Here is a 25,856-nt window from a genome sequence, read left to right on the forward strand (position 1 = left end):
TGATGAGATCATGAAAATTAAACTAAAAAAGACATATCTATATTTTTGTTTGGCGGCTACGACAGCGCTGGGCAGTTGTGCGAAAGATTTCTTAGATAAAAACCCAACGGATAAAATACCTGAATCAACTTTTTGGAAAACGCAAGCAGATGCAGACCTTGCACTATCGGGCGTGTATGAATTCTTATGCAGGGGATATAATTCTACATCCTCTTCCAATGCCCGAGGGGGCTGGGGTGGGGCAAGCATGTTCTGGGACGGCTTGTCCGATGATGCATTCATATCAAGCACATCCAATAATTTTAATACAATTTCTAGAGGTGGATTGACCTCAACGACAGGCGGTATGCAAGCGGAAGGCTATGAAATCTCCTATCAAGCAATCGCAGCCTGTAATAAATTGATTGCCAATATAGACCGTATCACCAGCATGAGCCAGCAGGATCGGGATCGCTATAAAGCCGAAACCCGTTTCATTCGTGCGCATTATTATTTTTTATTGACTAATCTCTATGGTGATGTGCCACTGACACTTGAGCCACTGGGTTTGGATGATGCCAGCGCTAGACTGGGAAGGACTGAAAAAAGCAAAGTTTTAGAGGCTGTTTTAGCAGATCTTGATTATGCCATTGAAAAGTTGCCAAATACCGCATATAAAGGACATGCTGTCAGAGGTGCCGCACTCGGTTATAAAGCAAAAGTATTATTGACAAATAAAAAATGGGCTGAAGCTGCCGCAGTGGCAAAGATGGTCATGGATGAAAACAAATTTTCGATCTATCAAGGTGGCTATCGGGATTTATTTAGAAAACCTGGTCAAAATAGTAATCCTGAAATCATGTTCTCAGCGCGTTTTCTACCACCTAATATGTATAGCCCCGCAGATATGATGTATTCCTATTTAATGACGGTGCAGCCGCTGGGGTATCTGGTTGATTCCTACTATTGTATTGATGGTAAGGATATCAATACTTCTGCCAAATATGATGCGAAAAATCCTTATGAAAATCGTGATCCCCGATTGAAGGCATCTATCATCTATCAGGGAGTATGGCGTGGAACGACAGCTTCTTCTGCCTTTGATCCTGTAGCAGCGGATGTTAAGGGGGGCTTCTTGCCCAGGAAATATATCAATGAAGCCAAATGGCCAACCAGCTACGCTACACAAAGTGATCAAGATTGGGTATTTCTTCGTTACGCAGATATTCTGCTGATGTATGCAGAAGCAAAAAACGAAAGTGCTGGACCTGAGCAAACAGCCGTCGATGCATTGAATCAGGTACGATCCCGTGCAGATGTGAAAATGCCTTTGCTGCAATTTAGTTCCGGATTGACAAAAGAAGAATTTCGCGATATTATCCGTCACGAGCGACGTGTTGAATTGGCTCTGGAAGGACAGCGTTACTTTGATCTAAAACGTTGGGGACTTATAAAACAAGTCATGGACAAAACCAAAGATCCCGATGGTGCAATGCGCTTATTTGCTGAGCGGGATACCTTATGGCCTGTACCGCAGTCCGAAGTAGATATTGCTAAAAGTTTGGGAAATGATAAATTTACGCAGACAAAAGGTTTCTAACATATAACCATTATAGGCATGAAAACTAAACTCAAGATGTATAAAATACTATTCCTGATACTCTTGATCTCAGGAATCTCAAGTGGCGCATCGATGGCGCAAGAAAATAAGCTACCTGATAGTCTACGGATGAAATGGTGGGAGGAAGCCAGATTTGGTATGTTTATCCATTGGGGCGTATATGCACAATTTGGCGGTGTCTATCGTGGTCATGAACAAGCTCGGGGTGGAGCGGAATGGATTATGAACCGTTCAAAAATCCCTGTTGACGAATATCAGGCAATGGCGGGCCAGTTTAATCCTATACAATATAATCCCGACGAATGGGTGCGAATGGCGAAAGATGCCGGCATGAAATACCTCATTATTACAGCCAAACATCACGATGGTTTTGCGTTGTTCGAAACCAAAACCAGCAAATGGAATATGGTCGATGCGACTCCTTATGGTAAAGATCTGCTAAAGCCTTTGGCCGCCGCCTGTAAAAAGTATGGTGTCAAATTAGGTTTCTACTATTCACAAGCGCAAGATTGGAATAATCCTGGAGGTTCGGCAGCGCGGAAACTCATGCGCGAAGGCTGGCCCAATCCGGACTCGGCTAAAATAGATGCCTATACCTTAGCGCATAAAGGCCATTGGGACCCAAAGCAAGAAACTGCGAGTTTTGATGACTATATCAAAAATGTATCTGTACCACAGGTGAAAGAACTTTTGAGTAATTATGGTGATATTTCCATCTTGTGGTGGGATACGCCAACAAATATGACTGATGAAGCTGCAAGCATGTTACAGGAACAACTGCGCCTGCAACCCAATATTATTACCAATGATCGTTTGAAAAGACCAAATTTTCCGGGGGATACAAAGACGCCAGAACAGAAAATTCCAGATTGGAGTGAATTGGAAGGAAAACATTGGGAAACTTGTATGACTATGAACGGAACCTGGGGATTTCGTACTTCTGACCATAAATGGAAGTCGGCAGAAACATTGATCCGTAATTTGGTTGATATCGCATCAAAAGGCGGGAATTATTTGCTCAATGTTGGTCCGAAACCCGATGGAAGCTTTCCACAGGAAAGCATAGACAGATTGGCGACGATAGGCAAGTGGATGAAAATAAACAGTGAAGCAATTTATGCAACCAAAAGCAGCCCACTGCAACCCTTTGAGTGGGGAAGATGCACAATGAAGGAACAGGGCAACAAGACCCTGCTTTACCTGACCATATTTGACTGGCCTCAAGATGGAACGGTCGTTCTTCCAGTAAAAAATAAAGTTTTAAAAGCCAGTTTTTTAGCGAATGGTAAAACGCTTAAAGTGAAATCTCAGTCTGATGCGATCAAAATTGACGTTTCCAAACAGGCAATTGATCCTGTCGCAACTGTGATCAAAATTGAGTTGGCTGGAAAACTAGAAAGAGATAAGACTGCCACAGCAAAGAAAATGAAAACCGGAGCCTTGGATGAATAAGCTGAATCCAAAGATTAAGAAAAGAGAACCATATTTAATGATAAAGGAAAATAAGTTTTATAAAATACTTGCATTGCTATTGGGATTTGGAGCTTTACAGCTCCAGGCTCAGGAATCAAAGCGAATCGACCGGGAATGGGACTTTCTGAAGAGCGATCTTGGGGGGATTTGGGAAGCTGTACGGCCGGTCGGGGCGGGCAATCCAGAATCCGTTCCACTATGGCAAACCGTTAGTTTGCCTCATTGTTACAACGCCTTAGATGCTGTTGATCCAGCTGTCAATTATTATCAGGGCCCAGGTTGGTATAGAAAGACATTAACCATTGAAAATCCCTATCCAAATGGTCGTACATTGCTTCATTTTGAAGGTGCGGGACAAAAGTCTACGGTTTATATCCATACGCAAAAGGTTGGGGAACATGTCGGCGGCTATGACGAATGGACAGTAGATATTACTGAGGCTGTCGAACAGTTTAAAAAAACCGAAGCCTATAAAACACAGTTTAAAGGGAAGATACCGATTTCAATTCGGGTAGATAACTCGCGTGACCTCGAAATGATTCCCTCAGACCTGTCCGATTTTAACCTTTATGGAGGTATCTATCGCCATCTGAATTTGAAATATGTACCACAGACAGCCTTAGAAAGAGTCTTTGTTAGCTCTACAGTGGATGCAGATGGAAAACAGGGGGTATTGCAAATCCGTGGTCGCCTATTAACACAATCCAACAGCTCAAATTGTGATGTCGAAACACAGCTTTATGACCCTTCAGGTAAATTGCTACTGAGTCAGACGCCAGTTGTTCGTTCGGTGGAAGGATCTCTTGACTTTGGAAAATTAACGGTTAAAAAACCTGAATTGTGGAGCCCAGATCATCCCGCTTTGTATCGTTTGGTAACCATCGTTAAAAGCAATGGACAGACATTTAAAGAAGAGAGCCTTTTTGGTTTCCGGCATGTAGAATTTAAAGATAATGGCCCCTTTTTATTAAACGGGAAAAGACTTTTGCTTCGGGGAACGCATCGTCATGAAGATCATGCTGCTGTAGGAGCGGCCATGACAGATGCACAGATTTTACAGGAAATGACGATGATGAAAGAGATGGGCGTCAATTTCATTCGGCTGGGTCATTATCAACAGAGCCGCAGGGTTCTCGAAGCCTGTGATAGTCTTGGTATTTTGGTTTGGGAGGAAATCCCTTGGTGCCGTGGTGGTTTGGGTGGTGAAATCTATCAGCAACAAGGGAAACGGATGTTGACAAATATGATTGAGCAGCACTATAATCACCCTTCGATCATTATTTGGGGGCTGGGTAATGAAAATGATTGGCCCGGCGATTTCCCCGAATTCGACAAGGAGAAAATCAGGACATTTATGCGGGAATTGCATTTACTTTCCCACCAATTGGATCCCAGTCGAAAAACGGCCATACGACGTTGTGACTTTTGTAAAGATATTGTTGATGTGTATTCACCCTCTATCTGGGCTGGTTGGTATCGTGGAGTGTATACAGACTATAAAACGGCCTCGGCAGAGGAAATGAAAAAGGTCAAACATTTTCTTCATGTGGAATGGGGCGGAGATAGTCATGCTCGCCGCCATGCAGAGGATCCTGATCGTGCACTAGCCAAAATAGAAGGCGATGGTACCACCGATGAACGGGCTGGCGATGCATCCCTCGTGGGGGGTGCTGCAAGAGTTTCCAAGGATGGGGACTGGAGTGAAAGCTATATCTGTAATTTGATCGATTGGCACCTCAAGGAGCAAGAAACCATGCCTTGGCTTACGGGTACTGCATATTGGCCCTTTAAAGATTTTTCGACACCTGTTCGTCCAGATAATCCGGTTCCCTATGTCAACCAGAAAGGTGTTGTCGAACGCGATTTTACGAAGAAGGAATCCTATTACGTATTTCAATCGTATTGGACTTCAAAACCCATGCTTCATATCTACGGACACTCTTGGCCTGTTCGTTGGGGCGGGGCGGATGAGGCAAAGATGATCAAAGTATATTCCAATGCGAAAGAGGTCGAACTATTTGTCAATGGCGAAAGTCAGGGGATAAAGAAAAGAAATAGCCAAGATTTCCCCGCTGCTGGATTGCGTTGGATGGTGAAGTTACGTGAGGGAAAAAATCAGATCAAAGCTGTTACCAAAAATGGTAAGGAGCTTATGACAGATCAGATTGAACAAGTGTATCAGACACAGCGTTGGGGCAAACCTGCGAAATTACAGGTTGAAGAAATTGCACGGGAAGATGATATCCTAACGGTGCAGGCCAAGGTATTGGATAAAGATGGTATTCTTTGTCTGGATGCCAAAAACTGGATCTATTTTGATGCTACAGGAGATGGTGAGCTGATCATTGATCAGGGAACATCCATAGGGGCGAGAAAAGTACAGGCATACAATGGAAGAGCCTTGATACGGCTTCGCTTATCCGCAGGAAAAGCAGTTGTGTCCGGACGGATGGACGAATCAAAAAGTACTTTGTTGACAATTGAAAAATAGTGAGATGATAAAATTAAACACTAATTTGAGCTTTTTTCTTTTGCTCGGGATAATGGCCACTGTTACCTGTGGTCATGCACAACATAAACAAAAGAAGCGCCAACTGTGGTACGATAAACCTGCTGCATATTGGGAGGAGGCACTACCTTTGGGTAACGGTACGACAGGAGCAATGGTCTTTGGCGGGGTGAGCAGGGATCGTTTTCAGATTAATGATAATACCCTATGGTCGGGCGAACCTGAGGCTGGAAACAACCCCAATGGTCCGCAAATTTTACCATCGGTACGTGAAGCTATTTTAGCTGGGAAATATGAAGAGGCTGCTGTGCTCTGGAAGAAAATGCAAGGCCCTTATTCAGCACGTTATTTACCCATGGGTGACCTGTGGCTGGATTTTCATCAAGAGGAGAAAGAGGTAAAAGCTTACCGGAGAGATTTGGATTTGGAAGGGGCGGTAAGTACGGTAAGTTATACTTATCAAGGTGTTCAATACCAAAGAGAGAGCTTTGTCAGCTATCCCGATAAAGCTTTGGTCATTCGCTTAAAAGCAAATAAAGCTAAATCGATCACTTTGGATCTGTCCATGACCAGTAAACTGAAAAGTAGCGTTTCAGCACTCGGCAACGATGTACTGAGCCTTGTGGGTAAAGCCCCCAGTTTTGTGGCCAATCGGGATTACGAACCTAAACAGGTGGTTTACGATAGCATTGAGGGAAAGGGGATGACTTTCGAAATGCGTGTTAAAGTACAGGCAAAAGGAGGGAAGGTACAGCAAGAAAAGGATAAGCTTCGTATCATTGGTGCTGATGAGGTACTATTATTACTGACAGAAGCGACCAGCTTTAATGGTTTCGACAAATCGCCGAGCCAAGCTGGAAAAGATGTAAAGGCGACAGTTAACCGTTTAATGAAACAGGTTGCAGTAAAAAACTTTACAACACTGCTTGCTGATCATCAGAAGGATTACAGATCGCTGTTTAACAGGGTAGATTTTGAACTGGCTGGAATTTCAACACATGCAAGTTTACCGACCGATCAGCGGATTATGCAATTTTCAAAAGGTCCTACAGATCTGGATTTACTGACTCTGTATTATCATTTTGGACGTTACTTGCTGATCGCAAGTTCGAGACAAGGTGGAAGACCCGCCAATTTACAGGGGATTTGGAATGATCATGTACAGCCGCCTTGGGGAAGTAATTACACCACGAATATCAATACCGAAATGAACTATTGGTTGGCAGAAAATACCAACTTGTCCGAATGCCATCAGCCACTATTTGATTTTATGGAGGAACTGGCGGTCAATGGAGCGCAAACTGCCGCTGTAAATTACAATATAAAGGAAGGCTGGGTAGTTCACCATAATTCGGACCTTTGGGCCAAGACCTCTCCTCCGGGAGGCTATGACTGGGACCCTAAAGGTATGCCGCGATGGTCTGCATGGCCAATGGCCGCCGCGTGGTTCAGCACACATCTGTGGGAGCATTATCGCTTTACAGGAGATAAATCTTTTCTCCAAAATAAAGCCTATCCACTGATGAAGGGGGCGGCTCAGTTTATGTTACATTGGCTGATCGCTGATCCTGAAAATAAATATTTGATAACAAATCCTTCTACATCGCCTGAAAATACAATTAAAATAGCAGGAAAGGAATATCAATTGACCATGGCATCCACGATGGATATGGCAATTATCCGCGAGTTATTTACTGCGGTTATTCGCTCTTGCGATGTACTGCAGATCGACCCTGAGTTTAAGTCGACATTGGAACAGGTGAGTGCAAAATTATATCCCTATCAGGTTGGACAATATGGTCAACTGCAAGAATGGTTTAAAGATTGGGATGATCCCAAAGATCAGCATAGACATATTTCGCATCTTTTTGGACTCTATCCTGGTAACCAGATTAGCGTTACAGAAAATAGTGAATTGGCCGCTGCGGCAAAAAAATCACTGCTTTTGCGCGGTGACGTGAGTACAGGTTGGTCGATGGCATGGAAAACAAATTGGTGGGCAAGATTACAGGATGGAAACCACGCCTATAAAATACTTAAGGATGCACTGAACTTTATTGATCCCAAACTGGATCGCGCTCAGATGAGCGGTGGTGGTGCTTATCCGAACTTATTTGATGCACATCCTCCTTTTCAGATCGACGGCAATTTTGGCGCAACGGCCGGAATGACTGAAATGCTTTTGCAAAGTCACGATGGTGCTATTCATCTATTGCCAGCGCTGCCCGATGAATGGTCGACGGGGCATATTAAGGGAATTAAAGCCAGGGGAAACTTTACGGTAGACATCGATTGGAAGGATAATAAATTGCAACAGACACGCATCGTTTCCAATATAGGTGGAATATGCAAGTTGCGGACCTCTATGCCAGTGAAAGTAATTGGAACGAGTGGGAATAAAGCCAATGGGGCTGAAAATGAATTGCTATACAAACCAAGTTCATTGAAATACCATATCCTTGATCGCGAAAAATTATCGCCTTTATCAACCAAAGAAACTTTTGAAATTGAATTTCAAACAGTCGAGGGCAAGGAGTACCGCATTATCCCGATATAGCTCATAAAAATCTAAGGAAATGAATTTAAAATCAATCTTCAGACTAGCGTGCACATTTATTGGGATTGTGCTGCTCCCCCTGTTCGCTGGGGCGAATGAACCCAATGGATCTTTCAAGAGTAAAATCGTGACGGTTTTGCGTCCTATTATAAAAAAGCAATCAAAATGGGCCATGAAGCAAAAGCCCCTGACCGTGACGGCTTACCCTGCAGTTCGAAGTAGCGGTGGTATTCATGACTTTTACTCGGAAGGCGACTATTGGTGGCCAGATCCAATGGATGCGGGTGCGCCCTATGTCCAACGGGATGGTATGAGTAATCCCGCCAACTTTGTTGCCCATCGAAAAGCCATGATCCGTTTTAGCCAAATTATCGGCGCCCTAGCTTCGGCCTACCGTTTGAATCCGGATAAAAAATATGTGCAGCAGGCCTTGGTTCATTTGCAAGCTTGGTTTGTCGACTCGGAGACGATGATGAATCCAAATCTGCTGTATGCCCAAGCTGTGCAAGGACGATTTACAGGTCGCGGTATAGGCATTATTGATACCATTCATTTAATGGAAGTTGCGCAGGGCGTAAAAGTGCTCGAAAATGATCCAAACTTTCCACAGTCAACCAAAGATGCCATCCATCGTTGGTTTGCAACATATCTGCGCTGGTTGACTGAACACCAATACGGTAAAGACGAAATGAATGCAGCAAACAATCATGGTACCTGTTGGGTTATGCAGGTGGCATCCTTTGCCAGTCTAGTGCAGGATACAGCTTTGCTCAAGATGTGTGCTGAACGCTACCAGCAAATTTTATTACCCAGCCAGATGGAAAAAGATGGTAGCTTTCCCCGGGAGCTTCAACGGACTAAGCCCTTTGGATATTCCCTATTTAATCTAGATGCCATGACCATGATCTGCCATATCCTGTCTACAACAAATGAACCGCTATGGCAATATACGTTACCCGATGGACGTACAATCAAAAAAGGGGTGGATTTTATGATACCTTATATCAGTGATAAGAACAAATGGCCTTATCAAAAAGACGTGATGTACTGGGAGCAATGGCCTATTGCTCAACCTGCTCTTATCTTTGCTGCAACCGCTTACCAAGACAGTAGCTATCTGAAACTTTGGGCTGAGCTCGATCATAATCCCAAGGAGGAAGAGGTCATTCGCAACTTGCCCATCCGTAATCCTTTAATATGGTTGTAATGCTGGAAGACCATTTTTATCCAGTTATAAATCTTACCAATTAACCTTTTACTTAAACAAACCTAAATGTAATATGATTTTCAATATGAATATGCTGCTGTCAAAACATGGAGATGTTTCGAATCGTTTTATCCCAAAAAGGCGATTTATTATTTCGATACTGAGCTTGACAACTATACTTTGTGGCATTCAGGAAACAAAAGCGCAGAACGCAAACCAATTGAAAAAAGCCTGGGATCTTGCGGATCGACAGTCGCAATTGCTCTATAAAGAGCTACAGGGGCTAAAAAAAGCTGATTCTACATTAGCATCTCCACGTACACTCTCCGAAAATAACGAGTTGGTGGCCGTTAAACGTGGCGATTGGACCAGTGGTTTTTATCCTGGGGTTTTATGGTATTTATACGAGAAATCCGGAAAACATAAATGGAAAGAACTGGCGGGGGAATTGACCGGAGGTATAGAAGGCGAACAGTATAATGGGAAAACCCATGATATGGGCTTTAAGATTTTCTGTAGTGTTGGTAACGGTTATCGTCTTACGGCCAATGTACATTATCGGGATGTCATTATCCAATCCGCTAAAACTTTGGCAACACGCTTTAATCCTAAGGTCGGATGCATCCGTTCTTGGGATCATAATAGCCATCGTTGGGATTTTCCGGTCATTATTGATAACATGCTCAATCTGGAATTGCTTTTTGAAGCAACAAAATTGACCGGGGACTCTAGCTATTATCATATCGCTGTAAGTCATGCAAACACAACGATGAAAAACCACTTTAGATCGGACTATAGCACCTATCATGTAATTGACTATAATCCTGCGACAGGTGAAGTACAGCACAAAAATACACATCAAGGATTTAGTGATGAGTCTACCTGGGCTCGGGGAGAAGCATGGGCACTCTATGGTTATACCATGTGCTATCGTGAGACCGGTGATCCAAAATACCTGCAGCAAGCTGAGAAGGTTGCGCACTGGCTTTTTGGCCATCCACGTATGCCTAAGGATTTAATCCCTTATTGGGATTTCGATGCACCTCATATTCCGAATGAACCGAGGGATGTTTCAGCTGCCACCGTGATCGCGTCGGGACTATTGGAGTTGAGTACATTCAGCAATCAGGGAAAAGACTATTTGAGCAAAGCACAGACAATAATGTCTAATCTGATTGACCACTATATGTCCCCTCCAAATAAAAATAAAGGGTTTATTTTACTGCATAGTACAGGATCAAAACCCTCCAATACCGAAGTAGATAAGCCATTAAGTTACGCAGATTACTATTTTTTAGAAGCCTTGCTTCGGGAGGAAAACTTGCGTTCGGGACGGGCACAGTCGAGCCTGGTTCGAAAAGCCCCTGAAGGTAAACTCATCTATTTTCCGGATGATAGGGGAAATATCATCCCTGATTTCAGTCGGGTTGGTTATCATCAAGGAAATCGACAGATCCCCGCTGTAGCCAGTGCTATTTCGTTACATCCTACAGCAGATGGAACTGATCAACAGATGATACAACGTGCCATCGATGAAATCTCAAACAAACCCCTTGATAAAAACGGATATAGAGGGGCGATAACGTTGAAAAAAGGAATTTACAATATACCTGGAAGTCTACTGATCAAATCGAGTGGTATTGTGTTGAGAGGAGAGGGGGATGCGGAAGGTGAAACCTTATTGCGTGCCACAGGAAAGCAACAACGTAGCTTATTGAAAATTTCTGGTGACGGAAACTATGTCGAAGATCAGGCTAAAGCACAAATGCTTGAAGCAATATATATACCTGTCGGAAGTAAGTATGTCGTTGTCGATGATAGTCGTGATTTTCAGAAAGGGGCACCAATACTCCTTTCTTATGAACTCAATGCGGCGTGGATTAAAGCGGTCAAAATGGATCAAATAATAGCAAGGGAAGGAACAAAACAATGGACAACTAAGGAATATAAACTAAAATTTGAACGTGTTATCACTTCCATTAGTGGAGACACGCTGTTTTTAGATAATCCAGTTGTCATGGCCATAGACCCACAGTTTGGTAAAGTCTCTGTCGTACCTTTTAAGTTTGCGGGACGTATTCAGGAAGTGGGGGTTGAAAATCTACGTTTTGAATCCGAATTTGCCAACCAAACAGACGAAAACCATGCTTGGATCGCTATTGAGTTTGATAAAATTGAGAATGCATGGGTACGCAACATTACCGCACGCTATTTTGGTTATGCGGCAGTAAGCTTGGGAGCCTTTGCAAAACAAACATCCGTTATCAATTCGAAATGCCTGGATCCCAAATCTCAAATTACCGGGGGACGTAGGTATTCATTCAATAACAATGGTCAACTCAATTTATTTAGACAATTATATACCACAGAAGGGCGGCATGACTATGTCACGGGAGCAAGAACTTTGGGGCCAAATGTTTTTAGCTTGTCCACTGCAACGAATACCCATGCGGATATTGGACCACATCATCGTTGGGCGGTAGGCACCCTGTACGATCAGATTACAACCGATGGCGAGATTAATGTTCAGGATCGCGGTAACTGGGGGAGTGGACACGGTTGGGCCGGCGTGACACAGGTATTGTGGAATTGCAAAGTCAAGAGTGCGGCCGTACAACAACCTTGGGCTTCGGGGCAAAATTTTGCAATAGGGGTGAATGGTGAAAGCAATCATGGCCGGTTTAAAGACAGGACTGCCGGTTTTTGGGAAAATCAAAATAAAAAATTGCTCTTAGAGTCACTTTATGAGCAACAATTGAACGATAGATTAAATAAATAACTATTGGTGTTTATAGAATGGAATGATTATTTTTATCGTATCCAATTTCAATTATATTCCTCATGATGCCATTACGTATTTGTATACTTTGGGTTTTTAGTACGCTGTTTGTCCTTTCTATTTCTAATGCACAGGAGAAGAACTATCGTTTTTTACATCTTGATGTAAACGAAGGTTTATCACAAGGGAGTGTTTTTGCTATCGAACAAGATCACCTGGGCTTTATGTGGATTGGTACCCGTGATGGCCTGAATAAATATGATGCACGTAAGTTTACAATTTATAGAAGCAATCCGCAGGATAGCCTTTCCCTGGAACATAATTTTATACAAGCAATTACCCAGGACAAGAAACAACGACTTTGGGTAGGGACAACAGGCGGCCTTAATTTATACAATCGGAATGCAGATAATTTTACGCGCATTCCTTTACCAGTCGTTGAGAGCACAAGTGGGAAAATAGAAGTGAATGTGCATCAAATTTTCCAAGATTCAAATGGTGTAATTTGGATTGCTACAAATGTTGGATTATATCGGATAAAAGAAGGTGCTCATTTGGAGGCAGAACTTGTTTTCAATGAAATTACGGTTGAAGGGAGCAATGGCCGCTCGTATTTTAGAAATTTTAGAACGATATACGAGGACGGGAAGAAAAGATTATGGTTTTGTACAGATGATGCAATCGTGCTGATGCAGTCAGCTTCCAGGGATGGCAATAGATTGAAAGTGTTGCGGACCTATTTCAATCAGAAAGGATTGGTTAATAAAGTAAATCAACGATTTCAGGCCGTTCTGGAATTTGCTCCCGGTGTGTTTTGGGTAGGAACAAAATACAACGGCATAAAAATAATCAATGAAAATACAGGAGAGGTATCTTCTTTGAATACTGATGATAGTCCTGCTGCAAATTTGGCAAATCAGGATGTACGCTCTTTGAAGAAGGCTGACGATGGGAGCATCTGGATTGGAACATTCAATGGCCTTTATTTATACCGAAACGGGAAAATATTATTTATACAGGCTGACGATAACAATCCCAATAGTTTGAGTAACAACTCCATTCGACCGATATTTCAGGATAAAAGAGGCTCTATCTGGATCGGTACTTATTTTGGCGGGATTAATATCTACGATAAAGATATCCCCAATTTCCAAAATTTCACCCATCAATCTCGACGAAATAGCTTGAGCTACAATGTTGTCAGTGCTTTTTTAGAGAATCCAAATGGCGAGCTAGTCATTGGGACAGAGGGTGGTGGATTGAATTATTTCAACCGATATACCAATTCATTTTTTAACGAGCGACATGATAAAAGTAGTGCGGGAAGCCTAAGCCATAATAATGTAAAGTCTATCTGTCGCGATCGGGAGGGTAATTTATGGGTCGGCACTTATGATGGTGGATTAAATTTAAGACGTAAAGGGCAGCAGACTTACGAACATTTTCGTTTTGATCCAAATGTGGCAAATGGGCTTGCTAATAATAACGTGTATGCACTACTGGAGGATCGCCAGGGCGATATTTGGATCGGAACATTTGGAGGTGGTTTGCAGGTGCAACGGAAAAATCAAAAGCCAGGCTATTTCCAAACTTTCAATGTAGGGAGCAAGCAGTTGAGCTCAAATATGGTCAGAGCACTCATGGAGGATTCCAGAGGTAATTTATGGATCGGTACTTCTAATGGACTAAATCTTAAAATAGCAGGTACCGATAAGTTCATATCGTTTTTGAATCACAAAAATGACTCGCTGTCGATCAGTGGTAACGATATTATTAGTATTCACGAAGATAGAAAAGGACAAATCTGGATTGGAACCTATATGGGAGGTTTAAATCGCTATCTGCCCGAAAAGAAAGCCTTTAAACGTTTCAATGAACAAAATGGCCTTCCAGTCAATAATGTTTTTGGTATTCTGAGTGATCTAAAGAACAAATTGTGGCTAAGCACAAACACAGGGATTACCTGTTTCGATCCGCAAGCAGGAAGTGTTAGAAGTTATACAAAAGTGGATGGTTTGCCTGGTAATGAATATATTCAAAATGCAGCCACCATACTGCGGGACGGAAAATTTGCTTTTGGTAGCTTTTCTGGTTTTACCCTATTCAATCCAGACAGTCTTAGCGTCAATAGCTATGTTCCACCGATACAGTTTACTGATCTTAAATTGTTTAATCGTACTGTTAGACCCGGAATTGATGGTGTAATCCCCAAGGACATATCCATGATGGATGAATTGGTATTAGATCACAATCAGAATGTATTCAGTCTTGAATTCAGCGTGTTAAATTATGTTCATCCTGAAAAAAATAACTATGCCTATTATTTAAAAGGTTTTGATCAGGAATGGAATTATGTCACCAATCCAGTCGCTACCTATACAAACTTGGATCCGGGGAATTATGAACTCTGGATAAAAGGGGCAAATAATGACGGTATCTGGAATGAAAAGGCGCGGGTTTTAAAAATAAGAATTCTCCCAGCACCTTGGAAAACATGGTGGGCTTATACAGGTTATTTCTTGATTTTGGGTTTTATTGTGTTCCTGATTATCCGTTTTTTTCATGGTAGAAATAAACTAAAACGTGATCTTTTGATCCGAAAGATTGCTTCCGAGAAGCAGGAGGAACTGCATGAAGCCAAACTGAATTTCTTTACAAATATCTCGCATGAATTCCGTACACCCCTGTCTTTGATTATAGGGCCATTGAATCAATTGAAAACGGATCATTCGCTATCTGACTATGCACAGGAACATCTGGGCTACGCCACACGAAATGCTGATCGCTTGATGAATTTGGTCAATCAGCTACTTGATTTCCGGAAACATGAAGGCGGAAAAATGGAACTGCACAGTCAGAAAGTTCTTGTATCCGAATATCTTAAAAATGTTTTATTAAACTTCCATTTTATAGCAGAGAAGAATAATATCCAGTTTTTTCTTGAGAATAATATTTCCACCGATTACCATGCATATTTTGATCCTGAGCAGTTTGAGAAAGTGCTTGTCAATTTGATTTACAATGCCTTTAAATTTACCGATAAGGGGGGACGGATAAAAGTACAAGTTGAACTTGATGGTAATGGCGATACGGCTAAATTACTTGTTTCCGTCTGGGATTCCGGCAGAGGCATCCCCGCAAAAGATATACCCTTTGTATTTGAACAATTCTATCAGGCAAACACCGAGGGTTTTGTGGCCACTAGTAGTGGTATAGGACTTGCATTGTCAAGGTCCATTATCCATTTACATGGCGGCTTGTTAACTGTTGAAAGTAATATGGCCGCAGAACCTTTAGCTTATAATACAGTCTTTCGGATCAGTCTGCCGCAGCAGAATGTACATATAGATGCTTCATTTACAACCGATATGTTAAGCGGAATTGAAGAAACGAATGTCTCTGAACAGTCTGCTCAATTGGTCGATGATCAGGAGCTTGTGGAAGTTGAAAATGACCGGACAGCAGATGAGAAGCCGATTATTCTTGTTGCCGAAGATAATGTCGAGCTGAGATGTTTTCTTTGCGAAAACCTACGCAAGAAATATGTGGTTTTAGAAGCAAACGATGGAAACGAGGCGCTGGCATTGGTTCACGCCAAACAACCGGATATTATTATTTCAGATGTGACGATGCCAAACTGTGATGGTATAACACTGTTGCAACAAATAAAGAATGATAATAGCACTAATCACATTCCGGTTATTTTATTGACGGCGCGAACCGCAGACCCCTATATCACCGAGGCTTTCGAAGTGGGAACTGATGATTATATTACCAAACCGTTCAGTATGCCACATTTGATTCAGAAAATATCAAACATCATACAGACGAGAAAACGTTTGGAGGAAAAATTTGTTCAAAATTATCTTTTGGGAGGACAGGGGACAGAGACTACCGAAAGAACACGCTTTTTGGATCAGGTATTGCGTATTGTGGAGGAAAACCTAGGCTGCGAGGATTTCGGTGTGCAGGAGCTGACGAAGGCTATAGGCGTGAGCCGATCAGTTTTATACCGTAAGATAAAACAGCAAACTGGTTTGAATCTGGTTGAATTTATCAATATGGTACGTCTGAAAAAAGCAGCACAAATACTGTTGAATAATAGTGAATTGAGTATTAGCGAAGTTGCTTATCAAGTAGGCTTCAATGACCCAAAATATTTTAGTAAAACCTTTAAGAAATTCTATAAAGAAAGTCCACGTACCTATATCGAGAAATTTAGTGTTAAAAATAATTAAGGGCTCACAAGCACCAACAACCATGAAAATCAACTGAAGGTTCTTTCTGGCCAATAAACCAGGCGTAGCGAGTTCATTAATACCTTAATAAAAAAACGAATCAATAAAAAAAGGTTTTCAAACGGGGAGAATGAAAACCTTCAATAACCAATTATAAACCTAAATTATGATAGTACAAATATAGCTGTTTTAAACTTCACCTGAAAATAAATTAGCAACCTTATTGGATTGTGTAGCTTAAAATCGACAAAGTCTTTTATGTGTTTTAGCTATAGCCTATTCGTTTTAGCTAGCTTACTGATAAAAAAAAGTGTGAGCAGCCCCAAAGCCGCAAATACAGCGTATCCCAATCCGATTTCAAGTTGAGAAGAGGGGTTTATTAAACTGACTGTACCGTAACTCAGGGAGGACGTTAACAGGTAAGTAATTCCACCGACCAATCCGCCGGCTATTCCTGCTGACAATGGGAATCGACCCAAACAATAACTGAAATAATTATTGAATATAAATCCGGCGGAACAATGTACCGCAAATGCGAAGAAAGTCAGTGTATATAAATTTGTCTGATAAGGGGATACCACAATCATCAATAATACCAGGATAATCTGAATAAAATTAGCAATTCGCAACTTCGGTATTAAGGCTCTTTTGATCAGCGCTTTTCCAATAAAACCACCGCACATCCAAGCTAATCCCATGATAAGTGAGGTGTAGCCTGTCGTGATTGCTCCGTAACCCAATTGATGCTCGATAAAAAATGGGCCACTAAGGTTATAAAACATGACTAATCCGTAAGATATTCCGCACATCAACACGCCAAAAGTAAAATCGTTTGTCTTTAACATCATTTTAAATTCGCCGATAAGATAGTTGACGTGTAACGGTTTTCTTTGTTTAATTGTCTCGCCAGAGAAGATAAATTCCAGGACAAAAAGTACCGCACTATAAACTGCGAGGACCATAAAATTTGAACGCCATCCAAACTGCGTTTGTAAGTATCCACCAATAAAGGGGGCTACAATAGGTCCAATAGACCAGACGATGGTCATGATACTGAGATAGTGCTTGCGTTGCTCGCCCTCGTACACATCGACAAAGTAAGCCCGTTTGGAAATGACGACGAATGCTGAAAGAATACCCTGCAAAATACGCATGCAGTAAATTGTCCAGATATCATTTGTGGTGGCGGTGATCCAAAAACTAAGGATAAAAAGGAACAACGAAATTAGATTGATCCGGTATCTACCCCATGCGTCCACGAGCGCACCGGTAAAGAATTGAGCTACACCGTAGCTGATTAGAAACAATGATAGTGTTAACTGGATACGGCTTTCACTGAGACCAAACTCCAAGGCCATTTGAGGCATCGAAGGAAGATAGATATCAGTAGCAAGACCTGTAATTGGAACAAGTGCAAAAGCCAGTATCGTTGGAACAAAAGATTGTCTGGGTTTAGTGTTTTTTTCCATCGTGATAATTTGTCGACAAAAATAATTCCATTGATGGATACAAAATATATAGAATTCAAACAAATTATTGTGAAAATCAAACAGCCTGATCACAATGCCCCAAAAGCAACAATATTGACGCCATTATGACGATTAGTGGGGGCGATAATAGACTTGGTATTTCTTCTCTTGGCTTTGGCATACAACATTTTTAACTTAACTTGTTGGACGATTTATATAAGATTATCATAATAGAACTATCGTTTTTAACTAATATCTCGATAATGAATGACTTGTTGAAAGACCTGAACGCTGAAATTGATGCTATTTTTCCAAAGGTCGTTGCTATCCGTCGGCATATCCATCAGCATCCTGAGTTATCTTTTCAGGAATATGAGACTAGTGCCTATATCCAGGAACAATTAACCGCACTCGATATCCCATTTAAACTTGTGGCCAATACTGGTGTGGTTGCCCTATTGGAGGGCGAAAAATCACCTAGTGATACTATTGTGGTTTTAAGGGCTGATATTGATGCGTTACCTATTCATGAGCAGAATGATGTGTTCTATAAATCTAAAAATGAAGGCGTCATGCACGCTTGTGGACACGATTTTCATACAGCAAATCTATTGGGTGTAGCCTCTGTCTTAAAGGGGTATAAAACTGAATTTTCAGGAAAGATTGTATTACTGTTTCAGCCTGCGGAGGAAAAAATTCCCGGTGGGGCAATCCAGATTTTGGAATCCGGTATATTGGAATCTTTTGGTGGAAAGATTAAGGCTATTTTGGGAATGCACGTAAGTCCACGTGTTCCGTTGGGAAAAATAGGTTTACGACCAGGAAGGTTTATGGCTTCGAGTGATGAATTTTATATGACGATCAAAGGGCGTGGTGGTCATGCTGCTGAACCACATCGGGCCATAGATCCAATTATGATCGCTGCACAACTGCTCACGACCTTACAGCAAGTGGTCAGCCGTAAGGCGAATCCGGATATCCCATCCGTACTGACTTTTGGTCGTTTTATCGGTGAAGGGGCAGCTAATGTTATCCCTGAAGAAGTAAAACTGGCCGGAACCTTCCGGACAATGGACGAAGCCTGGCGTAAAGAAGCGTTGGAAACAGTTGCCGAAATTTCACGAACATTACCTGTAGCTTTGGGAGCGACAGTGGATGTCGAGGTTCGACATGGCTATCCTGCGTTGAACAACAACCCTGAATTGACCCAGCAGGTGAAAAATATCATACAGACAAGCATGGGGAATGAAGTGGTACAGGATTTGGAAATTTGGATGGCAGCAGAAGATTTTGCTTATTACTCTTATCAATATCCAGCTTTGTTTATATTGGTAGGGACGAATAATAACGATAATACGACTCAACATGGGCTTCATAATCCTCAGTTCAACCTCGACGAAAAGGCGTTTAAAATAGGAATTTCAGTATTTGTAAATGCTGCACTGTCCCTCTTGAACGAGTCTTAAATTAGTTGCTTGCTACCGTTGTCAAAAGCTCACTATTGAAAATAGATGCCGGTGAAATTACTGTTTCCTCCAAAGGGATCTGATTGCCGTAACGTTCTTTGAGTTTGCTTTTGACCTCGGCGCTACTGAGGTCAAAATCTTTGAGTTTTTCCAGTTTGCCTACTTCGATTCCGGCACCGCGCTGATAGATTTTCCAGATCAGTTCCGAACAATAAATTCTGTTGTCCGACCATTCGAATGTGGCATCGTAGTTTTTACCCAAAAATCCCTCACCGATTCCCTTCATTTTAGCTAAAACTTCTTTTGATAGTACTTTGTCTGCTTCTTTAAGTCGTTTGATGACATAATGTTTGTTTTTTCCTCGAGCGATCCAATCCGTCAAGCTGGTAACTGTGACGGGTTGAACAGCCTCTAGCACATAAGGTTTTCCATCCTCGTGAAAAATAAGACCACAGTGAGAGTAAGGAGAACCTGTCGCTAGTTGCACAGCTTTACATTGAGGAGAGACGGATGACTGAAAGATCATATCGCCATCTTTTAACTGAGGTAGCATCGCGCTACTGTTAACTTTTTTATCTAAAGATCCGTTTTGAGCTTTCGTTGCATTAATATGGAAATAAGATCGCCCGATCAGCAACGTGCAAATGATTATCAGGATAAATACAGCTATTTTTTTCATCTGTATAATTTTTTTTAAATAGGACATATCATCTGCTATTATCGTTTATTCCAGTAAGATACGAAACGTATCGGCATAATTTATAGATTTATCTGTATGACCTTATTTTGGTAACGTTATTTTAGCTGTTGTTAGTATGCGCTGATTATGAATTGCTTTTTCAATCTTGTTATTCCTTTAAATAGCTATGCTGCTATTCAATCCCTATACCACCAGAAGTAGTGCATAGCATAAGTTGTTATCCTTATCTTATAGCTATGAATTGTTTTTAAGTTTAGTTATTAGGATGATAGATAGTTTGATGTGTGTGATAAGTGTTGTTTTATTTAAAAAGATCGGATAGCTTTTTTGCTTTCACCTGCTCTGCGAATTGAATTGCATTAAGTACTTCTGTTTCATATTTGTATACCTTGTCTGTTGAAGCACCATGACCCAAAAGATAGCGTGCGATAACCTTGTTTTTTTGTTGTATTGCTTTACCGAGCAAGGTGCATTGTGTAAAACTGTAGTCGAATTTGACTTCATCTATACCCCAGATGTTTAAACTGTTTAAGGATGTTTTTTTGATAAAATCCAAGTCGTCCTGTTCGATCGCCATTTTAAGCAATTCGAAGTCATTGAAATTCTTATTCTTTGTCAAAAATGAGTTGTAAAAGAACTTTGCCACAGCGTAGTTTTTACTGGCTAACATATTGTGGATCGCATTGTAACCAAATTCTGCTGTGTTTGAGAAATCGTTCAATTGGCTTAAAAACAAGAGTATGTTTTCTTTGGGGACGGTCCCCCAGTTGAGTCGCTTTAATTGCTCTAAATCATTTACTGTAAATAAAGTTTCCAGTTCCCTGATAAAGTTCAAAGAAAATAAATGACCGTCCAATCCAGGTTCGGATGGTAGATTGCCGGTTCTTAATATTTTGAGTTCGTTATCAGTAGCCTGATAATTAACAGAAATGGGAGACCCCTGATAACTAGTAATTTTAAGTTCTGAGTCAGTTAATTCATACCGTTTCAGCCTAAGATTCTCGACATTTGTGCCTGGGAATAGGGTATTCAGATTCAATACTATAGCAAGATAGCTGCTATCATTTACCTGTAGATTGTAGTGTAAATAGCCATCGTCACTGATTGAATAGGGGCTGAGCGACTGGTGCTGGAGTTGATCAGGCGTAGCCGCCCAAGTCTCCTGCGGCAATAGGACTGTGCTTAGACTAACGAATAAACAGCATATGTACGTTGATGTTCGCAAAAGCAATGCTCGAATGAAATACGGCTTATTCATCAACATATTGTATTAAAATTGCTTCGATCTCATCTATAAGTTTATAGGAGTCTGATTCCAGTAGATCTATTTCTGCTTGAATGGCCGGAGTAATCGGCAATTGCATCAGTTTTCGATATACTTGAATGTCCAGATCAATACTCTTGAGTTTGAGTTGAAGTAAATACTGCCCTTGCTCGGTTTGTAAGCATAGTTGGCTGAACGCCTGTTTCAACCTCTCCAGTTCGGCAATCGTTCTTTTGTGGTCATTTTCTGCCGCTAGACCGTAATTGGGGTATTTTTCACCCAATTGATTGAACGCATCAAGATATTCCTGTTCCGATAAGGAATGTATATTCATGTAAAGCAGGTTATAGGCGTATAAGGCTTCCTGATTTTCCTCACTGACTGGAACGTCCTGATAATCTTCGACCAACTGCGTGATGTCCTGATATTCAGTTTGTAAAATAGCTTCAATATCCTTATTGATTAAATTTGCTTTGTTCATGCGAATATTTTATTCTTTTGGCAGTCAACGATCGCGATCCGTTCGTTTGACTTGTTTGTCTTTAAGACAAAGATCCGGTTTTCAGCGAAAGATACTATCCCTGTATTCAGCTAATTTTATACCCCTAACTTTGTTAAGTATTCTGTTAATTCGAGGGGCAAATATAAAAAGTGTGTTTTGTTAGGATGGGGGCGGTATGCGACAACTTTATCGCCATGATCGGATACTTGTGTCGCAAATAGCCCCCATCAATGCGTTTTTGGTCAAAAAGCTTCGTTTCCTGTAAATGAAGCACTGTTTTGGGGTGAGTGTTTACTTACAGTTGTGCATCACTCTTTAGTCATCTTACATCATTCCTGCGCCCCCTTAAATCACCAATGGGACAAGAGTGATATGATTAGGGTGAAAGATCATCACTGCAGGACCATCTGTGATGATCTATCGTTCATTGCACAACAACAACAACAACAACGGCTTATTGTAAATCAAGGATGAGCTGTCGTAGGTCTATCCTGAGCTGTTGATGATGACAGTTGCAACTTTGTAGTGTTGAAATGGCCGAAAGCTATATTGAAATGGCTAGGAGTTCATGTGTTTTCAGGGAGTGCTGATGTTATATGGAGTAAATTTCTACAAAAACCGATATTCGGCCTATAGTCTTTGAAAAGTAGATTTATTTCGTTTTGGATCTTTTTCATTATGAACGTGATTTATTGTTTATAAAGGTCTGTTGTCCGCATTATTCAATGATTTTGGAAAAATATTATTTTGGGATAACGCGTACTTGAGTAAAGATCTTGAGAAGAGATATCCTGATAATTTAGGGAATAAAGTGTTTTTAATAAAATTTATTTCACTGATATTTAGCTGATTGTATCTTTATTTTGATTTATTGAGTAAAAAGTACTCAATAAGTTTTGTCAAAGTGAAAATAATACGCATATTTGTTGAGTAAAAAGTACTCAACTAGAGTGGTTGTAAAAAATGAAACTATGATTATATTAAATAAACATCAGCTCATCACCGAACAGTTTCCAAATGGTGAAACGAAAGTGAAGGATTTCGATCAGTGGATCAAAGCGGATAATCTGCTCGAATTTACCTATCAGGAAGATGGCGATTTGATCCGTTTGTTTTTTGTCAAGAAGCGACTTGAAGAAGCAGGGGCGAGTTGTAAATTATGGATTCGTTATATGCCCTATAGTCGTATGGACCGCAAAATTGAGGGCGACCTATTTACCCTAAAATATGTCGCTGCATTTATCAATAGTTTGCAGTTTGATAAAGTATACGTTGTAGAACCACATTCCGAAACAACCCTCACATTACTGGAAAATAGTGTGGCGATTTATCCTGCGCTAGATTGGTTGCCGAAACTAATGGAAAAACTCGAATTTTCAGATAATGACCGAATTGTATTTCCGGATAAAGGGGCAGCAGCACGCTATTTAAATAGTGGCTACGAAGATGCCTGTGTCTTTGAAAAGCAACGCAACCCACAGACGGGACGTATTGAAGCGATGAAATTAAAAACAGGTAACATTGTAAAAGGTGCCAAATGCATAATTGTCGATGATTTATGTTCTGCAGGTGGAACATTTCTCTGGGCAGGAAAAATTCTAAAGGAGATGGGGGCAAGTGAAATTTACCTGTTGGTGACCCATTGTGAGCCAAGGATTTTCAAAGGTACTTTGTTGGAGGAAGATTCACCGATCGACCTTGTTTTCACCACAGATTCTATGATGAACACTACGCATCCGAAATTAAATTATATCAACTTAACAACTGAAAGCTATGTTTAGAGCAATGAGCAAAAATCCGATTCTCTGGACGGACGGTTACAAATTGTGTCACAAGGATCAATATCCAGCACATACAGAATGGGTATACGAAACTTGGACTCCCCGGATGTCACGGATCGCAGGAATAAGCCATGTTGCCTTCTTTGGATTGCAGGGGGCTTTGGCGGAGATCAGTAATTCTTTCGATGAATATTTTTTCGCCCAACCTGAGGAAGCAGTTGTCGCGCAGTATGAAGAAGCCATTCGTGAAGTGTTCGCGATGACCAATAGTAATTTTGCGAGCACACATCAGTCACAACATATACGCGATTTACATCGTTTGGGTTATCTTCCGATTAAGGTGAAAGCCTTGAAAGAGGGGAGTCTCGTACCGATAGGCGTGCCGATGTTTACGATCGAGAATACCCATCCAGATTTCTTCTGGTTGCCAGGTTATCTTGAAACGCAACTCTCCGCTTATATCTGGTCACCAATGACCGCTGCGACTATCGCCGATCAATACAAGCGATTGTTGACAGGTTTTGCTGAAAAAACTGGTGATATCAATAAAGTATTCACTCAAGCTGGAGACTTCTCTATGCGGGGGATGGGATCGCCTGAAACGGCTTATCGCACTGCCGGCGGACATTTACTAAGCTTCGGCGTTTCCGCAACACTCTCCGTTCGGGAATACCTCAAAACCTATTACGGAGCCACAAGTGATGTCATGATGTACACGCCTTCAACAGAGCATAGTGTGATGTGTTCTTACGGTGAACAGGAGGTTGAAGCCTTCCGACATTTGATTACGGAGGTTTACCCCGGCGGAAACATTTCTATTGTGTCCGATACCTATGACCTATGGCATGTTGTGGATCATGTATTGCCACAATTGAAAGAACTGATCATGGGACGGGAAGGCAAGGTTGTCATTCGGCCAGACAGTGGCGATCCTGTTAAGATTATTTGTGGTGATCCGGAAGCTGACCACGAAACAGTTCAAAAAGGGATTGTCGAACGTTTATTTGAACTCTTTGGCGGGACGGTCAATGCGAAAGGCTTCAAAGAACTTGATCCACATATCGGTGTTGTATATGGCGACTCCATCACCGTGGAACGGGCAACTAAGATCTGCGAAGGTTTGATGGCGAAAGGTTTTGCCTCGACCAACACAATACTGGGAATAGGATCCTATACCTATCAGTATGTCACAAGAGATACCTTTGGCTTCGCTTTAAAGGGAACGGCCGAAATTGTGGCCGGTCAGTTTAAAGCTATTCAAAAAAGACCGGCCACAGACACCGGTAATTTTAAGAAATCCCAAAAAGGTATGGTTGCCGTTGTATTTGAAAACAATGATTTTCGCTTGATAGACGATCTCAATCCAACGACCATCAAACAATTGAATGATAGCAACCTGCTCAAAGAATGTTTTGTGGATGGGGCCTTTGTCAGCACGGCTAGTTTTAAGGAAATAAGAAATAGATTACAAACAGAATCAATAAGAGTATATGGAAAATAACCTAAGAAAACCGTTTTTCATCAATGATGAAAACGTTGAACAGTATGCACAACAAATGGCATCATGGATTGCGGGACAAGTGAATGCGGCAAACCGTCAGGGTTTGGTGCTTGGTATGAGCGGTGGTATTGACTGTAGTGTCGTTGCTTGCCTATGCCACTTGGCGAAGGTGGATGTCCATTTGGTCATGATGCCCTATGGTAGCGACATGAACAATAGCAAGAGTCATGCACATGGGATGGAGCTTATTGACAAATTTGATTTTCCCTACCATATCTTTGATATCAAACCAGCGGTGGATGCGCTGACCATCAATAACGAAGCCTATATTGCAGCTTCAAGCGAATCCAACCGTGTCTTGAGCTTAGCCAATATCCGGCCACGGGTCCGCATGACTTACCTCTATCAATTTGCACAATTGGGAAGCCGTTTTGTGATCGGTACCGGCAATATGGCCGAAGCGACCGTGGGTTACTTTACCAAATGGGGAGATGGCGCTTATGATCTTAATCCCTTGGCCATGGTGACCAAGCAAGAAGTATATACACTGGCAAAATACTTAGGTGTCCCCGAATCCATTCAATATAAGAGTCCTTCAGCAGGTCTATGGGAAGGACAGACAGATGAAGAAGAATTGGGCATGAGCTATGCACAGATTGACGGATTTATTCTGACTGGTACATCCGGTGATCCGACGATAGATGAACTGATCCGTAGACGTCAACAACAGTCTGCTCATAAGTTTGCTGCGATTCCAACTTTCAAAGGCTAGTAAAAAGTAAAGCTGATAGGAAAAGGTTAGGTTTAGGA

General features: G+C 41.5%; 15 protein-coding genes. 11 read left to right on the forward strand and 4 right to left on the reverse strand.

Annotated features, from left to right (window positions below; genetic code table 11):
• The first annotated feature begins 10 nt into the window (after positions 1–10).
• From DFQ12_RS19860 to DFQ12_RS19890, 7 genes are all read left to right on the forward strand, one after another.
• Entirely contained in the window at positions 11–1,579 is a 1,569-nt protein-coding gene (locus DFQ12_RS19860; protein WP_120260789.1) for a RagB/SusD family nutrient uptake outer membrane protein, read from the forward strand.
• 18 nt (positions 1,580–1,597) lie between these two features.
• Complete coding sequence (locus DFQ12_RS19865) at positions 1,598–3,052, forward strand: alpha-L-fucosidase (protein ID WP_244211798.1); 1,455 nt, start codon at positions 1,598–1,600, stop codon at positions 3,050–3,052.
• Positions 3,045–5,564, forward strand: a complete 2,520-nt coding sequence (locus DFQ12_RS19870; RefSeq protein WP_244211799.1) for a glycoside hydrolase family 2 TIM barrel-domain containing protein — start codon at positions 3,045–3,047, stop codon at positions 5,562–5,564. Before DFQ12_RS19865 ends, DFQ12_RS19870 begins: the two co-directional genes overlap by 8 nt.
• Before the next feature lie 4 nt (positions 5,565–5,568).
• Positions 5,569–8,139: a glycoside hydrolase family 95 protein gene (locus tag DFQ12_RS19875; RefSeq protein ID WP_244211800.1), complete on the forward strand. Its 2,571-nt coding sequence runs from the start codon at positions 5,569–5,571 to the stop codon at positions 8,137–8,139.
• 19 nt (positions 8,140–8,158) lie between these two features.
• Positions 8,159–9,346 (forward strand): alginate lyase family protein, encoded by a 1,188-nt coding sequence (locus tag DFQ12_RS19880; protein ID WP_120260792.1) that lies wholly within the window; start codon positions 8,159–8,161, stop codon positions 9,344–9,346.
• A 73-nt stretch (positions 9,347–9,419) separates the two neighbouring features.
• The gene (locus tag DFQ12_RS28585; protein ID WP_341867868.1) at positions 9,420–12,125 is read left to right on the forward strand and encodes a glycoside hydrolase family 88 protein; all 2,706 of its coding nucleotides are present in this window, start codon (positions 9,420–9,422) and stop codon (positions 12,123–12,125) included.
• 62 nt (positions 12,126–12,187) lie between these two features.
• Positions 12,188–16,363, forward strand: a complete 4,176-nt coding sequence (locus DFQ12_RS19890) for a hybrid sensor histidine kinase/response regulator transcription factor (protein ID WP_120260793.1) — start codon at positions 12,188–12,190, stop codon at positions 16,361–16,363.
• Positions 16,364–16,632: 269 nt separating this feature from the next.
• On the opposite strand, the gene DFQ12_RS19895 is transcribed toward DFQ12_RS19890, so the two are convergent.
• The gene (locus tag DFQ12_RS19895; RefSeq protein WP_120260794.1) at positions 16,633–17,832 is read right to left on the reverse strand and encodes an MFS transporter; all 1,200 of its coding nucleotides are present in this window, start codon (positions 17,830–17,832) and stop codon (positions 16,633–16,635) included.
• Between the two features lie 263 nt (positions 17,833–18,095).
• Here DFQ12_RS19895 and DFQ12_RS19900 point away from each other — a divergent pair, with 263 nt between their 5' ends.
• Positions 18,096–19,298 (forward strand): M20 metallopeptidase family protein, encoded by a 1,203-nt coding sequence (locus tag DFQ12_RS19900; RefSeq protein WP_120260795.1) that lies wholly within the window; start codon positions 18,096–18,098, stop codon positions 19,296–19,298.
• Position 19,299: 1 nt separating this feature from the next.
• Here DFQ12_RS19900 and DFQ12_RS19905 read toward each other — a convergent pair whose 3' ends face one another.
• The 3 genes from DFQ12_RS19905 to DFQ12_RS19915 form a co-directional block, all read right to left on the reverse strand.
• Positions 19,300–19,977, reverse strand: a complete 678-nt coding sequence (locus DFQ12_RS19905) for a YiiX family permuted papain-like enzyme (RefSeq protein ID WP_120261023.1) — start codon at positions 19,975–19,977, stop codon at positions 19,300–19,302.
• A gap of 322 nt (positions 19,978–20,299) precedes the next feature.
• Complete coding sequence (locus DFQ12_RS19910) at positions 20,300–21,256, reverse strand: hypothetical protein (RefSeq protein WP_147420445.1); 957 nt, start codon at positions 21,254–21,256, stop codon at positions 20,300–20,302.
• Entirely contained in the window at positions 21,249–21,743 is a 495-nt protein-coding gene (locus DFQ12_RS19915) for a hypothetical protein (RefSeq protein WP_120260797.1), read from the reverse strand. The genes DFQ12_RS19910 and DFQ12_RS19915 overlap by 8 nt, the downstream gene beginning before the upstream one ends.
• Before the next feature lie 992 nt (positions 21,744–22,735).
• Between DFQ12_RS19915 and DFQ12_RS19920 the strand changes: the two genes are divergently transcribed.
• From DFQ12_RS19920 to nadE, 3 genes are read left to right on the forward strand one after another with little or no spacing between them, the layout of a single operon-like run.
• Entirely contained in the window at positions 22,736–23,545 is an 810-nt protein-coding gene (locus DFQ12_RS19920) for a phosphoribosyltransferase family protein (RefSeq protein WP_120261024.1), read from the forward strand.
• Positions 23,538–25,046, forward strand: a complete 1,509-nt coding sequence (locus DFQ12_RS19925) for a nicotinate phosphoribosyltransferase (protein ID WP_120260798.1) — start codon at positions 23,538–23,540, stop codon at positions 25,044–25,046. The genes DFQ12_RS19920 and DFQ12_RS19925 overlap by 8 nt, the downstream gene beginning before the upstream one ends.
• Entirely contained in the window at positions 25,036–25,818 is a 783-nt protein-coding gene (gene nadE, locus DFQ12_RS19930; RefSeq protein WP_120260799.1) for an NAD(+) synthase, read from the forward strand. The genes DFQ12_RS19925 and nadE overlap by 11 nt, the downstream gene beginning before the upstream one ends.
• Positions 25,819–25,856: the final 38 nt, after the last annotated feature.

Source organism: Sphingobacterium detergens (assembly GCF_003610355.1).
In the GTDB taxonomy this organism is placed as follows: Bacteria; Bacteroidota; Bacteroidia; order Sphingobacteriales; family Sphingobacteriaceae; genus Sphingobacterium; species Sphingobacterium detergens.

What these genes read in the sequence shown, in the direction of transcription:
- DFQ12_RS19925 (WP_120260798.1), top strand. Translation starts at nt 23,538, where the DNA reads ATGTTTAGAGCAATGAGCAAAAATCCGATTCTCTGGACGGACGGTTAC.
- DFQ12_RS19875 (WP_244211800.1), top strand. Translation starts at nt 5,569, where the DNA reads ATGATAAAATTAAACACTAATTTGAGCTTTTTTCTTTTGCTCGGGATA.
- DFQ12_RS28585 (WP_341867868.1), top strand. Translation starts at nt 9,420, where the DNA reads ATGATTTTCAATATGAATATGCTGCTGTCAAAACATGGAGATGTTTCG.
- DFQ12_RS19920 (WP_120261024.1), top strand. Translation starts at nt 22,736, where the DNA reads ATGATTATATTAAATAAACATCAGCTCATCACCGAACAGTTTCCAAAT.
- nadE (WP_120260799.1), top strand. Translation starts at nt 25,036, where the DNA reads ATGGAAAATAACCTAAGAAAACCGTTTTTCATCAATGATGAAAACGTT.
- DFQ12_RS19900 (WP_120260795.1), top strand. Translation starts at nt 18,096, where the DNA reads ATGAATGACTTGTTGAAAGACCTGAACGCTGAAATTGATGCTATTTTT.
- DFQ12_RS19905 (WP_120261023.1), bottom strand. Translation starts at nt 19,977, where the DNA reads ATGAAAAAAATAGCTGTATTTATCCTGATAATCATTTGCACGTTGCTG.
- DFQ12_RS19895 (WP_120260794.1), bottom strand. Translation starts at nt 17,832, where the DNA reads ATGGAAAAAAACACTAAACCCAGACAATCTTTTGTTCCAACGATACTG.
- DFQ12_RS19880 (WP_120260792.1), top strand. Translation starts at nt 8,159, where the DNA reads ATGAATTTAAAATCAATCTTCAGACTAGCGTGCACATTTATTGGGATT.
- DFQ12_RS19860 (WP_120260789.1), top strand. Translation starts at nt 11, where the DNA reads ATGAAAATTAAACTAAAAAAGACATATCTATATTTTTGTTTGGCGGCT.
- DFQ12_RS19915 (WP_120260797.1), bottom strand. Translation starts at nt 21,743, where the DNA reads ATGAACAAAGCAAATTTAATCAATAAGGATATTGAAGCTATTTTACAA.
- DFQ12_RS19910 (WP_147420445.1), bottom strand. Translation starts at nt 21,256, where the DNA reads ATGAATAAGCCGTATTTCATTCGAGCATTGCTTTTGCGAACATCAACG.
- DFQ12_RS19865 (WP_244211798.1), top strand. Translation starts at nt 1,598, where the DNA reads ATGAAAACTAAACTCAAGATGTATAAAATACTATTCCTGATACTCTTG.
- DFQ12_RS19870 (WP_244211799.1), top strand. Translation starts at nt 3,045, where the DNA reads ATGAATAAGCTGAATCCAAAGATTAAGAAAAGAGAACCATATTTAATG.
- DFQ12_RS19890 (WP_120260793.1), top strand. Translation starts at nt 12,188, where the DNA reads ATGATGCCATTACGTATTTGTATACTTTGGGTTTTTAGTACGCTGTTT.